The sequence below is a fragment of the Klebsiella sp. MISC125 genome (genome assembly GCF_051131775.1).
GTDB lineage: Bacteria > Pseudomonadota > Gammaproteobacteria > Enterobacterales > Enterobacteriaceae > Klebsiella.
In genome coordinates this window covers 5,744,873-5,758,009 of record NZ_CP180448.1, presented here as the reverse complement: position 1 = coordinate 5,758,009, position 13,137 = coordinate 5,744,873, and the positions used below count along the sequence as shown (strand labels likewise).

The 13,137-nt window shown below is 53.2% G+C and carries 9 protein-coding genes; 3 read left to right on the top strand and 6 right to left on the bottom strand.

The genetic code is table 11. The features are described 5' to 3' along the window. The first annotated feature begins 21 nt into the window (after positions 1 to 21). Both ACMYSL_RS26970 and ACMYSL_RS26965 read left to right on the top strand, forming a co-directional pair. Entirely contained in the window at positions 22 to 585 is a 564-nt protein-coding gene (locus ACMYSL_RS26970; RefSeq protein ID WP_434664281.1) for a fimbrial protein, read from the top strand. 22 nt (positions 586 to 607) lie between these two features. Further along, a complete protein-coding gene (locus ACMYSL_RS26965; protein ID WP_434660606.1) occupies positions 608 to 1,711 on the top strand; it encodes a type 1 fimbrial protein in 1,104 nt (367 codons plus the stop codon). Positions 1,712 to 1,754: 43 nt separating this feature from the next. On the opposite strand, the gene actP is transcribed toward ACMYSL_RS26965, so the two are convergent. The 3 genes from actP to acs all read right to left on the bottom strand — a co-directional run bounded on the left by actP (position 1,755) and on the right by acs (position 5,855). Then, positions 1,755 to 3,404, bottom strand: coding sequence for a cation/acetate symporter ActP (actP, locus tag ACMYSL_RS26960; protein WP_181483991.1), 1,650 nt, complete (start codon positions 3,402 to 3,404; stop codon positions 1,755 to 1,757). Further along, entirely contained in the window at positions 3,401 to 3,715 is a 315-nt protein-coding gene (locus tag ACMYSL_RS26955; protein WP_110274548.1) for a DUF485 domain-containing protein, read from the bottom strand. Before ACMYSL_RS26955 ends, actP begins: the two co-directional genes overlap by 4 nt. A 181-nt stretch (positions 3,716 to 3,896) precedes the next feature. Further along, positions 3,897 to 5,855, bottom strand: a complete 1,959-nt coding sequence (gene acs / locus ACMYSL_RS26950) for an acetate--CoA ligase (protein ID WP_434660601.1) — start codon at positions 5,853 to 5,855, stop codon at positions 3,897 to 3,899. Positions 5,856 to 6,266: 411 nt separating this feature from the next. On the opposite strand from acs, the gene gltP reads away from it, so the two are divergent. After that, positions 6,267 to 7,580 (top strand): glutamate/aspartate:proton symporter GltP, encoded by a 1,314-nt coding sequence (gene gltP, locus ACMYSL_RS26945; protein ID WP_112215858.1) that lies wholly within the window; start codon positions 6,267 to 6,269, stop codon positions 7,578 to 7,580. Between the two features lie 148 nt (positions 7,581 to 7,728). Here the strand turns inward: gltP and ACMYSL_RS26940 are convergent, their stop codons facing one another. The 3 genes from ACMYSL_RS26940 to ACMYSL_RS26930 all read right to left on the bottom strand — a co-directional run bounded on the left by ACMYSL_RS26940 (position 7,729) and on the right by ACMYSL_RS26930 (position 13,017). Then, the gene (locus tag ACMYSL_RS26940; protein WP_142514441.1) at positions 7,729 to 8,412 is read right to left on the bottom strand and encodes a tetratricopeptide repeat protein; all 684 of its coding nucleotides are present in this window, start codon (positions 8,410 to 8,412) and stop codon (positions 7,729 to 7,731) included. Positions 8,413 to 8,634: 222 nt separating this feature from the next. Continuing rightward, a complete protein-coding gene (gene fdhF, locus ACMYSL_RS26935; protein ID WP_434660597.1) occupies positions 8,635 to 10,782 on the bottom strand; it encodes a formate dehydrogenase subunit alpha in 2,148 nt (715 codons plus the stop codon). A 249-nt stretch (positions 10,783 to 11,031) separates the two neighbouring features. Next, positions 11,032 to 13,017, bottom strand: a complete 1,986-nt coding sequence (locus ACMYSL_RS26930) for an alkyl/aryl-sulfatase (protein WP_434660595.1) — start codon at positions 13,015 to 13,017, stop codon at positions 11,032 to 11,034. Positions 13,018 to 13,137: the final 120 nt, after the last annotated feature.

Sequence of the window (13,137 nt, the reverse complement as noted above, 5' to 3'; positions counted from 1 at the left end):
CAGAAAATAAGAACGGTAGAGATGCAGGTAAATCATGTTAAACCATTGATGAAATCTCGAACGCTATTATTGATTACAGGGCTTCTGCTGAGCGGCACTATGCCTGCCTGGGCTTATGATGCAACGAGCACCGTTAATTTTAACGTTACCGGTACGATTGAAGAGCCCGTATGTGAAGTGTCCGTGAAACCATCCAATGCTATCGACCTGGGAACGGTCTCCTCTCAACATCTGATCGGCAAACCAGGAGCAACGAGTGAAACCACAGCAGTTGCACTGGTCTTTGATAATTGCTCGACAGGCACGGCTTCAGCAGCGATAACATTTGGTGGTGTTCCGTTTGATAGTACCTATACCGCGATTTATGAAAATGAGCTGATTGATGGCGCCAAGGACGTCGGGCTGCAACTGCTTAGTGCAGAGGATCAGAAAACGTTGGGGCCAAACGATAGCTATACCTATGTGTTCAATGATAGCTCCTCGGGGCATACTTTTGATATGAGCGCCAGAATGTATACACCCTACGGACATGTAACGGCAGGAAATGTCGCCTATACGGTCACTTTTAATGTGTCGTATAAGTGAATTATTTTTGTCAGGGAGATGTATGAAAAAATATATTTTATTACTACTGGCGTTAAGCTTTCCAATTTATGGTTGGTCATGTACCAGCGGCACCAATTATGGTGATGTGTCGATGACGAATCTTCCGGAGCAAATATTGATTAATGCTGGGAGTTACTCGGCCGGGACGGTTCTTTATGATTCTGGCCAAATCACCCGATCGCAAACTTCGGTTCTTAACTGCCAGGGTAATATATATGCTCAGTTTGCATGGTCTTCAGGAAATACCATTTCATCTGTTAGCGACGGGATATATACAACTAGCGTACCCGGTATCGGTCTCAGAGTTAAGGTGTGGTTGAATGTTACCGGGGAATATGGTGGTGATACTGATGATTTTAATGCGGATTATAGCCAGCATTATATCGGTGATGCGGACTTCTACTTGGGCAAGCCAAATGGGATTCTTGATACTTGGGCTGCTACAAATTATACCCCAAAATATCAGCTGCAGCTTATTGCTACGGGTGGTGCGATCGCCAGCAATAGCTCCCTGACGCTGAAGGATCCCGTCTCCTCAGTTTCTATTAAAGATAGTTCTGGAACGATGGTTATTTCCCAACTGCACGTGACCGGAACGACGAAAATCCAGCTGACGCCGATGGGCTGCACGGCAAGTACGACCGCGCTAAATTTCCCAATGGGTTCGGTTAAAACGAGTGAATTTAATCTCTCCAGCAAAGTTGGCTCCGCCCAGCAAACGTTGGCGCTGACCTGTGAGCCAGGGACTAACGTGACGATGCGTATTACGGCGACAGAAGCGGAGGGGGATAATCCGGACCACACCGTGATTGCGTTAACGCCTGGTGAAAACGTGGCTACCGGTGTAGGGGTTCAGTTGAATATCAACGGCGCGCCGCTGTCTGTGAATACCACTACCTACAGGGTATTTGCAGAAACTAACAGAACCACGATAACGAATTCAGGCGCAGAGGCCAGTTATACGAAATTCACCGATCCTGCTAACCCAGGCGGGGCGGCGGCGTCAAACTCGCTGGCGTTTTCGACTAACTATTATAAAACTGGCGCTGAAGTGACGCCGGGGACCGCTAATGCGAGCGGCACAATAACGTTTAGCTATAACTAAAATGAAACGTTCCCCGACCGTCAGGTCGGGGGAACGAAAGAACTTAATGCGCCTGACCCTTCTCAATACCGATACCGGTCTGCGAACGGATAAACTGCGCGCGGAACCGCTCGCGCTCGCGCAATCCTTCCTCTGAGTTATCGGTAGCGGAGAAGAACCAGATACCAACAAAGGCAATGGCGATAGAGAACAGCGCCGGATATTCATATGGGAATACCGCCTTTTCGTGGCCGAGGATCTGCACCCAAATGGTCGGGCCGAGGATCATCAGAATCACCGCGGTCAACAGGCCCAGCCAGCCGCCAATCATCGCCCCACGCGTGGTCAGCTTCGACCAGTACATTGACAGCAGGATAATCGGGAAGTTACAGCTGGCGGCGATAGAGAACGCCAGGCCGACCATAAACGCGATGTTTTGATTCTCGAAGAGGATGCCCAGCAGAATCGCCACCACGCCCAGAATCAGCACGGTAATCTTCGACACTCTCAACTCTTCGCGTTCGGTTGCGCCTTTCTTAAAGACGTTGGCGTACAGGTCATGCGAAACAGCCGAAGCTCCCGCCAGCGTCAGGCCAGCCACCACCGCCAGAATAGTGGCGAAGGCGACCGCTGAGATAAAGCCGAGGAACAGGTTGCCGCCGACCGCATCCGCCAGATGCACCGCCGCCATATTATTGCCGCCGATCAACTGCCCGGCCGCGTCTTTGAACGCCGGATTCGCCCCTACCAACATGATGGCGCCGAAACCGATGATAAAGGTCAGGATGTAGAAATAACCCATAAAGCCGGTGGCGTAGAACACGCTCTTACGCGCTTCTTTGGCGTCGCTCACGGTGAAGAAACGCATCAGAATGTGCGGCAGCCCCGCAGTACCGAACATCAGTCCAAGACCGAGCGACAGCGCCGATATCGGGTCTTTCACCAGCCCGCCGGGGCTCATAATCGCCGAGCCCTTAGGATGGACCGCCATCGCTTCGGTAAACAGGTTATTGAAGCTGAAGCCGACGTGCTTCATCACCATAAAGGCCATAAAGCTTGCACCGAACAGCAGCAACACCGCTTTAATAATTTGTACCCAGGTGGTGGCGAGCATGCCGCCGAACAGCACATAGAGCACCATCAGTACGCCGACCAGCACCACCGCGATGTGGTAATTGAGGCCGAACAGCAGCTGAATAAGTTTACCGGCACCAACCATCTGGGCAATCAGATACAGCGCCACGACCACCAGCGAACCGCAGGCGGAGAGGATGCGAATCGGCCCCTGTTTCAGACGATAAGAAGCCACGTCGGCAAAGGTGTAGCGTCCGAGGTTACGCAGGCGTTCAGCGATCAGGAACAGAATAATCGGCCAGCCGACCAGGAAGCCGAGGGAGTAGATCAAACCGTCGTAGCCGGAGGTGTAAACCAGCGCGGAAATCCCGAGGAACGAGGCCGCCGACATAAAGTCACCGGCAATTGCCAGGCCGTTCTGGAAACCGGTGATATTGCCGCCCGCGGTGTAGTAATCGCTACGCGAACGCACGCGTTTTGACGCCCAGTAAGTGATGTACAGCGTCAGAGCGACGAAAATCAGAAACATGATAATCGCCTGCCAGTTGGTCGGCTGGCGCTGTACCGCGCCGGTGATGGCGTCTGCGGCGTTGGCGGTAAAAGGGAGCGTGGCGGCGAGCGCCGTCAGAACTTTCTTCATGATGCTTTAACCTCGCTGAGAATGCTCTTCGTCAGCTGGTCAAATTCACCGTTTGCCCGCCAGACGTAAATTCCGGTTAGTACGAAAGAAATAACGATTACGCCGATACCGATCGGAATACCCCGGGTGACGCTGGTTCCCGCATGCAGCGGCGTGCCCAGCCAGCCGGGGGCGAAGGCGATAAGCAAAATAAAGCCCACATAAATCACCAACATAATCAGTGACAGGATGGTGGCAAACCTTTGCCGGGCTGCAACAAGCTCCCTAAAATGCGCACTATTTTCTATCCGCTGACAAATCTGATCGTTCATCGTAGCGTCTCCAGAGGTTCCCTTTCGTCATCCACGCGCCATCTGTCGGCAACACTCATCCGCCCGGCAGTTAACTGTCGGGAATCAGCCTGGTTACCGCTTTCCTGCTACCTGAAATCCTTGGGGAGTTTTTATTTATGTCCTCTCCCCTGGTGGGGAGAGGGTGTAGGGGATCGGTCTTTTATGATGGCATAGCGATGGCCTGCTTCTCTTCGAGCAGTTTTTCCACCACGCCAGGATCGGCGAGCGTTGAAGTATCGCCGAGGTTACTGGTATCGCCCGCGGCAATCTTGCGCAGAATACGGCGCATGATTTTCCCCGAGCGGGTTTTCGGTAGTGAATCGGTCCAGTGCAGGATGTCCGGCGTGGCCAGCGGCCCAATCTCTTTGCGTACCCAGTTGCGTACTTCGGCGTACAGCTCCGGCGAAGGTTCCTCACCATGATTAAGCGTGACGTAGGCGTAGATGGCCTGGCCTTTGATGTTATGCGGAATGCCTACCACTGCCGCTTCAGCGATTTTCGGATGCGACACCAGCGCGGATTCAATTTCGGCAGTGCCCAGACGGTGTCCGGAAACGTTCAACACGTCGTCCACGCGGCCGGTGATCCAGTAATAACCGTCTTCATCACGGCGCGCGCCGTCACCGCTGAAGTACATATTTTTAAAGGTAGAGAAGTAGGTTTGCTCAAAGCGTTCGTGATCGCCGAACAGGGTGCGCGCCTGGCCCGGCCAGGAGTCGGCGATGGCCAGGTTGCCCTCGGTCGCGCCTTCCAGCGGCGTGCCTTCGTTATCCACCAGCACCGGCTGAACGCCGAAGAATGGACGCGTGGCGGAGCCGGCTTTCAGTTCAATCGCGCCCGGCAGCGGGGTGATCATAAAGCCGCCGGTTTCGGTCTGCCACCAGGTATCCATTACCGGGCATTTCTCGTTGCCGATCTTCTTCCAGTACCACTCCCAGGCTTCCGGGTTAATCGGCTCGCCGACGGAGCCGAGAATGCGCAGGGAGGAGCGGTCGGTGCCCTCAATCGCTTTATCGCCTTCCGCCATCAGCGCGCGGATCGCCGTGGGTGCGGTATAGAGAATGCTGACCTGATGCTTATCGACCACCTGGCACATGCGTGCCGGGGTTGGCCAGTTTGGCACGCCTTCGAACATCAGCGTCGTCGCGCCGCAGGCCAGCGGGCCGTACAGCAGGTAGCTATGACCGGTGACCCAGCCGACGTCGGCGGTACACCAGTAGATATCGCCCGGATGGTAGTCGAAGACATATTTAAAGGTCGAGGCCGCATAGACCAGGTAGCCGCCGGTGGTGTGCAACACGCCTTTGGGTTTACCGGTCGAGCCGGAGGTATAAAGGATGAACAGCGGGTCTTCGGCGTTCATCTCTTCCGGCTGATGCTCGGCGCTGGCTTTCTCAATCAGATCGCTCCACCACAGGTCGCGGCCTTCATGCCAGTCGATTTTGCCGCCGGTACGTTTGAAGACCACCACGTTCTCAATGCTTTTAACGTTTGGATTTTTCAACGCGTCATCAACGTTTTTCTTCAGCGGGATCGCGCGACCGGCGCGCAGCCCTTCATCAGAGGTAATGACCAGGCGGGAGTTCGAGTCGATGATGCGCCCGGCGACCGCTTCCGGCGAGAAGCCGCCGAAAATCACCGAGTGGATAGCGCCGATGCGGGCGCAGGCCAGCATCGCCACCGCCGCTTCCGGCACCATCGGCATATAGATAGCAACAACGTCGCCCTTTTTAATGCCGAGGTCGAGCAGGACGTTGGCAAAGCGGCAGACGTCATGATGCAGTTCGCGATAAGAGATGTTTTTGCTCTGGCTGGCGTCGTCGCCTTCCCAGATGATCGCCGTCTGGTCACCGCTCTCCGCCAGATGACGATCGAGGCAGTTAGCGGCCAGGTTCAGGGTGCCGTCTTCGTACCATTTGATGGAAATGTTGCCCGGCGCGAAAGAGGTGTTTTTCACGCGAGTATAGGGTTTGATCCAGTCAAGGATTTTGCCCTGCTCACCCCAAAACGCGTCGGGGTCGGTGATGGATTGTTGATATTGCGCCTTGTACTGTTCCGGGTTAATCAGGCAGCGTTCCGCAATATTAGCGGGAATAGAGTGTTTGTGTATTTGGCTCATGGCTTTTTTTCTCCTGTAGGTTGTTAAATATATGTCAAATAAACGTTAATAGTAGGGCTTTTGGCGGCTTTGTTTACTATTTGGGGGGCAGATCACGCATTAATTAAACTGAATGAAAAGCAATCAAATGAAACTTTGAGGTGAAATAATTTCTTGAGTGGATTTATAGAAATTGAATTTATTAAATATTTTTTATAACAAATACTTATGCAATGTAAGGCGACAATATTAGCGAGTTTATGCAGAAAACAAGATTAAACCCCTGTTCTTAAAGACTTGCGCAGCATGCCGTGCAAATGATACTGATACTGCGCGTTAAATAATCCTATAAAGCAACGCAACACAATTCATACCCCTTTCAGTAGGCGTCATTACCTCCTGGAATGGTGCCTTTCATTGAGGAAGTCTGTAGTGAAGAAAAAAACAAAAGTCAGCCTGGCCTGGCAAATTTTGCTGGCCCTGGTGCTGGGCATACTTCTGGGTAGTTACCTGCATTACCACGCTGAAAGCCGCGACTGGTTAATCTCGAATCTCCTGACGCCTGCCGGCGATATCTTTATCCATCTGATAAAAATGATCGTTGTACCGATTGTGATTTCGACCCTGGTGGTTGGCATTGCTGGCGTGGGTGATGCGAAACAGCTGGGCCGTATCGGCGCGAAAACCATTATCTATTTTGAAGTGATCACTACGGTGGCGATCGTGCTGGGTATTACCCTGGCCAACGTTTTCCAGCCGGGAACCGGGATCGATATGTCGCAGCTGGCGGCGGTCGATATCTCGAAATATCAGAGCACCACGGCGGAAGTGCAGAGTCACGCGCATGGTTTCATGGGCACGATCCTTTCGCTGGTGCCGACCAACATCGTGGCGTCGATGGCGAAAGGCGACATGCTGCCGATTATTTTCTTCTCGGTGCTGTTCGGCTTAGGGTTATCTTCGCTGCCCGCCACCCATCGTGAACCGCTGGTCACGGTGTTCCGCTCCATCTCCGAAACCATGTTCAAAGTGACGCACATGGTGATGCGCTATGCGCCGATCGGGGTATTTGCGCTGATCTCGGTGACCGTGGCGACCTTCGGCTTCGCCTCACTGTGGCCGCTGGCGAAGCTGGTGATTCTGGTTTACTTCGCTATTCTGTTTTTCGCACTGGTGGTGTTGGGCATCGTGGCGCGTGTATGCGGGCTAAGTATCTGGATCCTGATTCGCATTCTGAAAGACGAGCTGATTCTGGCGTACTCCACCGCCAGCTCTGAGAGCGTGCTGCCGCGTATTATTGAGAAGATGGAAGCCTATGGCGCACCGGCGGCGATCACCAGCTTCGTGGTGCCGACCGGCTACTCGTTTAACCTTGATGGCTCAACGCTGTACCAGAGCATCGCGGCTATCTTTATCGCCCAGTTGTACGGTATTGACCTCTCTATCTGGCAGGAAATTACCCTCGTGCTGACGCTGATGGTGACGTCGAAAGGGATTGCGGGCGTGCCGGGCGTCTCCTTTGTGGTGCTGCTGGCGACGCTGGGTAGCGTGGGGATTCCGCTGGAAGGTCTTGCCTTTATTGCCGGCGTTGACCGTATCCTCGATATGGCGCGTACCGCGCTGAACGTGGTCGGCAATGCGCTGGCGGTGCTGGTTATCGCCAAATGGGAACACAAGTTTGACCGCAAAAAAGCGCTGGCGTATGAGCGTGAAGTGTTGGGCAAATTTGATAAAACGGCGCAATGAAATGCGTTTCACTTGCGCCAGCGTTTGATATTGTGGGTTTCGTAGGCCGGGTAAGGCGTTAGCCGCCACCCGGCAGAAATGCGGACACAATATTTAAAGTAGGCTTGTCCAAAGAAAAAGCCCGGTGACATATCGCACCGGGCTTTTTTTATCTTTTACTGATCCTGTCGAACTCTTCACATCCGGTATCAAACCCTTCCTGACAGCTGACGTTGAGCCAGTGCAGCGCTTTCTGCTTATTCGGTTCGATAAAGCCTTTTTCCCCTTGCTGGAACAACATTCCGGCCCAGTATTCGGCATAGCCGGTGCGGGAGAGGGCGGAGCTCTCTTTAAAGTACTGTGTCGCCTTTGCGTCATCTTCCGGCGGATGAACGCCGCTGGCGTAAATCAGGCCCAACAGCATTTGGGCGTCGACGGCGGAGTCGCTTTCCGGGTCCCGAGCGGCATCCTGCAACAGCGTAATGGCGTGCGGATAGTTTGGCGTACCGGCCTGCTGGTTCACCAGCACCCGAGCGAGAACAATTTCACCCGCCTTGCTGCCAACCTGCACAGATTGTTCCGCCAGCGCTTTGGCCTGGTGATAGTCGGCCTGCTGCGGATTGCGAATCTTAAGCTGGGCCAGCAGCGCCAGCGCATCGCCGTCCCCCTTGTCAGCCGCTTTTTGCGCCCAGTATTCGGCCTGCGGAAAATCACCGAAGCTGACGTAAGTATCCGCCAGGTAATATTGTGCGCGCGGATCGCCCGCTTCGGCTTGCTGTTTGTATTGACTGCCAGGTTCCATGGCTCCTGCGGTGAGGCTTACCATCACCAGCAGTAAAGAGAGGTATTTCATTTTTTATTATCGGTAGAGGACATAGTGAGCAGTATAAAGGGAGGCGAAGAAGAAGAAAACGACGGGAACTCGTGGGGAGTTCTCATGCTTTACCCGAACAATAGTGCCGCCTGTTTCCCGGGGGCGGCGCTAGCGCGCCTTGCCCGGGCTACAAATTCACAGCCGTTTGCGGTCCGGTAGCCCGGACAGGTGCGAAGCACCGCCTCCGGGGAGGCGGCTTGATTAACCCATCGCGCTTTCGCGCAGGCGGGATTTCAGCTTATTGTACTCGTCAATCACGTACTGCTCGGCGGCACGCTGGTCGCTAATCCGCTCAATGTTGACGGCGCAGTACTTGTACTCTGGCGTTTTGGTTATCGGGCTCAGGTTCTCGGTCACCAGCTCGTTACAGGCGCCAATCCACCACTGATAGGTCATATAGACCGCCCCTTTGTTCGGACGATCGCTAACCTGCGCGCGGGTGATGATGCGGCCTTTACGCGAGTTAACCCACACCAGCGCTTCATCCTCAATGCCCAGACGTTCGGCATCGGCGGTATTTATTTGCGCATAGCCTGGTTCATCCGCCAGCGCGGCCAGCGCCGCACAGTTACCGGTCATTGAGCGGCACGAGTAGTGGCCGACTTCACGCACCGTCGACAGCACCATTGGGTACTGCTCGGTGAGCTTGTCAATCGGCGCGACCCAGTCGCAAGTGAAGAACTGCGCCAGACCGTTCGGGGTATCGAACTTCTCTTTAAACAGATAAGAGGTCCCCTGATCGGCGTCGGACTCGTCGCGACATGGCCACATGATGTAGCCCAGTTCGCCCATTTTCTCGTAGGTGGCACCGTAGAAATCCGGGCACAGATGACGCAACTCATCCCAGATTTCCTGGGTGTTGTTGTAATGCATCTTGTAGCCCATCCGGGTGGCGATTTCGCTGATGATCTGCCAGTCGGTTTTCAGATCCCACTTCGGCTCTACCGCTTTAAAGAAGCGCTGGAAGCCGCGGTCCGCTGCGGTATAGACGCCTTCATGCTCGCCCCACGAAGTGGACGGTAGGATGACATCAGCCGCTGATGCGGTTTTGGTCATGAAAATATCCTGGACGATAACCAGTTCCAGCTCTTCAAACGCTTTACGCACGGCGGACAGCTCGGCGTCGGTCTGAAGCGGATCTTCACCCATGATGTACGCCGCCCGCACTTCACCGTGCGCCGCGCGATGCGGCAGTTCGCTGATGCGATAACCGGTATGTTCCGGCAGGCTGTCAACGCCCCAGGCTTTGGCGAATTTCTCGCGGTTTTCCGGGAACTTGACGTACTGATAGCCCGGATAGGTATCCGGGAGCGCACCCATATCGCAGGCGCCCTGAACGTTGTTCTGGCCACGCACCGGGTTGACGCCAACGCTCGGCTTGCCGAGGTTGCCGGTCATGATCGCCAGGCTGGTCAGCGAACGTACGGTCTCCACGCCCTGATAGAACTGGGTGACGCCCATGCCCCACAGAATGGCGGCGGATTTCGCGCTGGCGTACATACGGGCGCAGGCTCGGATCTCCTGAGCGCTGACGCCGGTAATCTCTTCCACCGACTCCGGCGTATAGCCTTCGACGATTTTGCGATACTCCTCGAAGCCCTCAGAACGGCTGGCGACGAAGGATTTATCATAGAGATCCTCTTCAATAATGACGTGCCCGATGGCGTTGAGTAGCGCGATGTTCGAGCCGTTTTTCAACGCAATGTGCATATCGGCAATGCGCGCGGTTTCGATTTTACGCGGATCGCAGACAATAATTTTCGCCCCATTGCGTTTGGCGTTAATTACGTGATTCGCCACAATAGGATGTGAATCTGCCGGGTTGTACCCGAAGATAAATACGAGATCGGTATTGTCGATCTCAGTGATGGCATTACTCATAGCGCCGTTACCGACCGATTGGTGCAGACCTGCAACCGAAGGGCCGTGTCAGACGCGAGCGCAGCAGTCGACGTTATTGGTACCAATAACGGCGCGCGCGAATTTTTGCATCACATAGTTAGTTTCATTACCCGTCCCGCGGGACGAACCGGTAGTCTGAATTGCGTCAGGGCCATACTTCTCTTTAATGGCGCTGAGACGAGTGGCGACGTAGTCGAGCGCCTCATCCCAGGAGACGGATTCCAGTTTGCCGCCACGCTGGCGACGGATCATTGGGGTTTTGAGGCGTGGGGTCAGGATCTGGGTATCGTTAATGAAATCCCAGCCATAATAGCCTTTCAGACACAGGGTACCCTGGTTGGTTTTCCCCTGCGCCGCCTCAGCCCGGACGATTTTGCCGTTATCGACCACCAGGTTGATTTTGCAACCTGATGCGCAATATGGGCAAACCGTGACGACTTTTTTCATCGGTCTTGCTCCAGTTAATCAATTGGCGCATACGCGCTATCGCGCCGTTACTATGCATCTTCTATGCCATGTTTTCATTGTGGGTATCGACTGATAATACGTCGTTTTTTTGTGCTAAATGATGACGAAAAACAGGCTATCGTCAGTTTTGACGTGTCGAAGAAATACCGCGCGACGGACGTCACGCGGCATGGGGGTATTTTTTAGCTGTGGGCCTGATAGCCGCCGTTCAGCGTTTTGAGCGGTGGTTTAATTAGGCGTAACGATATTTACCCAGAAATCAAAGTTATCCAGGCAGTTGACGATTTCATCCAGTTTAGCCGCATCGCCAGTGACCTTAACCTTCTTCTCTTTGATCAAATCAGCCATCTTCGCCTGGCCTGCCAGTACGGCGTGTAGATCCGCTCGGCTAATATCGAACGATGCATCGGCTTTCTGCTGCAGGGTCTGACGGTAGTTTAATACGCTGTCGTTAAGCGTCAGGTTGAGAGTATCTCCCTTATCCAGATTGAAGTTCAGGCTAATATCTTTGCCCGCAGATTTCTCGCTATCCAGACGCACAGCCATGTAATCAAACAGCATTTCTACCGTCATACCTTTGAGCATATCCGGGGAGGTGGTCGCACCAACTGGGAGTTTTTTAACGCCATTGCGAAGCTCTTGCGCACCAGTCAGGTAGAAACCGCGCCAGGTGGCAGACTCGGCCTGATAGCCCAGTTGTTCAAAAGAATTCGCCTGCAGATTTTTTGCTGTTTGGTTGCCAGGGTCAGCGGCAATAACCTGCTTGAGCAGTTCTGACGTCCAGCGATAATCGCCCTTGTCATAAGCCTGCTGTGCCAGTTCTATTGCGTGTTTTTCACCACCCAACGCTTCGACGTAGCGTTTACCCATATCGACCTGCCCGTAAGGATCCAGATTCGCCGGGTTACCGTCGAAATAGCCGAGGTAGAAGTTGTAAACCGCACGGGCGTTATGACTGACGGAACCGTAGTAACCCCGACTGGCCCAGTTTTTTTCCAGCTCCGGTGGCAACTTAATCATGTTGCCGATTTCATTCATCGTATAGCCCTGGTTGGCCAGGTGCAGAGTCTGATCGTGAATGTATTTAATGGTGTCTCTATATTTGCCAACATAGTCGTTAATGTGCTGATTGCCCCAGACAGGCCAGGTATGCGGCATAAACAGCACTTCGGCCTGACTGCCCCACATATCCAACGTTTGGTTCAGGTACGCCGTCCACTTGTTGGTATCACGGGTTTTTGCGCCGCGCAGAGTGTAGAAGTTATGCAGCAGATGGGTGGCATTTTCTGCGGTACACAGGGCTTTTAGCGCTGGAATATAGAAATGCATCTCAGAAGGCGCTTCGCTGCCTGGAGCCATCAGGAAGTCGAATTCCAGACCGTCAATTACCCGCTTCTCGCCGGTTTTAGTGATGGAAATGGTTGGCGGAATAATGGTTGGTGAGCCGCCTGTGACGGCCACGCCTAACCCGTTGCCGATATTGCCCTGGGGGTTGTGTGGTAATAAAGAGCTATAAGAATAAGAACCGCGACGGCTCATGATATTGCCTGCCAGCACGTTTTCGCTGATGGCTTCTTCCATAAAGCCTGCTGGGGCAATAATCTGCACTTTGCCAGATTTCACGTCGTCTTGAGAGACAATGCCTTTTACGCCGCCGTAATGATCGACGTGACTATGCGTATAGATGACCGCTACGACAGGTTTTTTTGGTCGATGCTGAAAGTACAGGTCGAGGCTGGCTTTAGCCGCAGGCGCGGAAATCAGCGGATCGATAACGATAATACCGGTATCACCTTCAATAAAGGTAATATTGGAAATATCCTGGCCGCGCACCTGATACATACGATCGGTAACTTTAAACAAACCGGAAATGCCATTGAGCTGTGACTGCCGCCACAGGCTAGGGTTTACGGTCTCTGGTGATGGGCCATTGATATCAAATTGATAATCGTGAGCGCGATAATAAATGTTACCCTTATCATTGGTTAACACGCCTTCATTGAGCAGCGGTGCGATAAACCCGCGCTGGGCGTCTTCAAAATCCTGGCGATCGCTGAACGGCAGTGACTGAGTATATTGCTGGTTAATTTGTTGCGTGTATTCAGTTGCGGCCTTAGGGGCTTCATTGGCAAACGAAGAGTGAGTAAAAAAGCCTGTTGCTACAGTGATGGCAATAAAAGTTCTGTTTAACCGGAATAACTTTGAGTTATTCATATATATCCTTATTTTTTATTTGCTTTGTGAATGTTTATCTTAATGAAATAAACGCGGTTTCGCTTTTTCAAATAATATGACTTTTTTTTATTTTTTCAGAATAAGAAGTGTGAGGTAGTT

Excerpts from the sequence above, each read along its gene's own strand:
- ACMYSL_RS26970 (WP_434664281.1), top strand. The coding sequence starts at position 22 with ATGCAGGTAAATCATGTTAAACCATTGATGAAATCTCGAACGCTATTA.
- ACMYSL_RS26965 (WP_434660606.1), top strand. The coding sequence starts at position 608 with ATGAAAAAATATATTTTATTACTACTGGCGTTAAGCTTTCCAATTTAT.
- actP (WP_181483991.1), bottom strand. The coding sequence starts at position 3,404 with ATGAAGAAAGTTCTGACGGCGCTCGCCGCCACGCTCCCTTTTACCGCC.
- ACMYSL_RS26955 (WP_110274548.1), bottom strand. The coding sequence starts at position 3,715 with ATGAACGATCAGATTTGTCAGCGGATAGAAAATAGTGCGCATTTTAGG.
- acs (WP_434660601.1), bottom strand. The coding sequence starts at position 5,855 with ATGAGCCAAATACACAAACACTCTATTCCCGCTAATATTGCGGAACGC.
- ACMYSL_RS26940 (WP_142514441.1), bottom strand. The coding sequence starts at position 8,412 with ATGAAATACCTCTCTTTACTGCTGGTGATGGTAAGCCTCACCGCAGGA.
- ACMYSL_RS26930 (WP_434660595.1), bottom strand. The coding sequence starts at position 13,017 with ATGAATAACTCAAAGTTATTCCGGTTAAACAGAACTTTTATTGCCATC.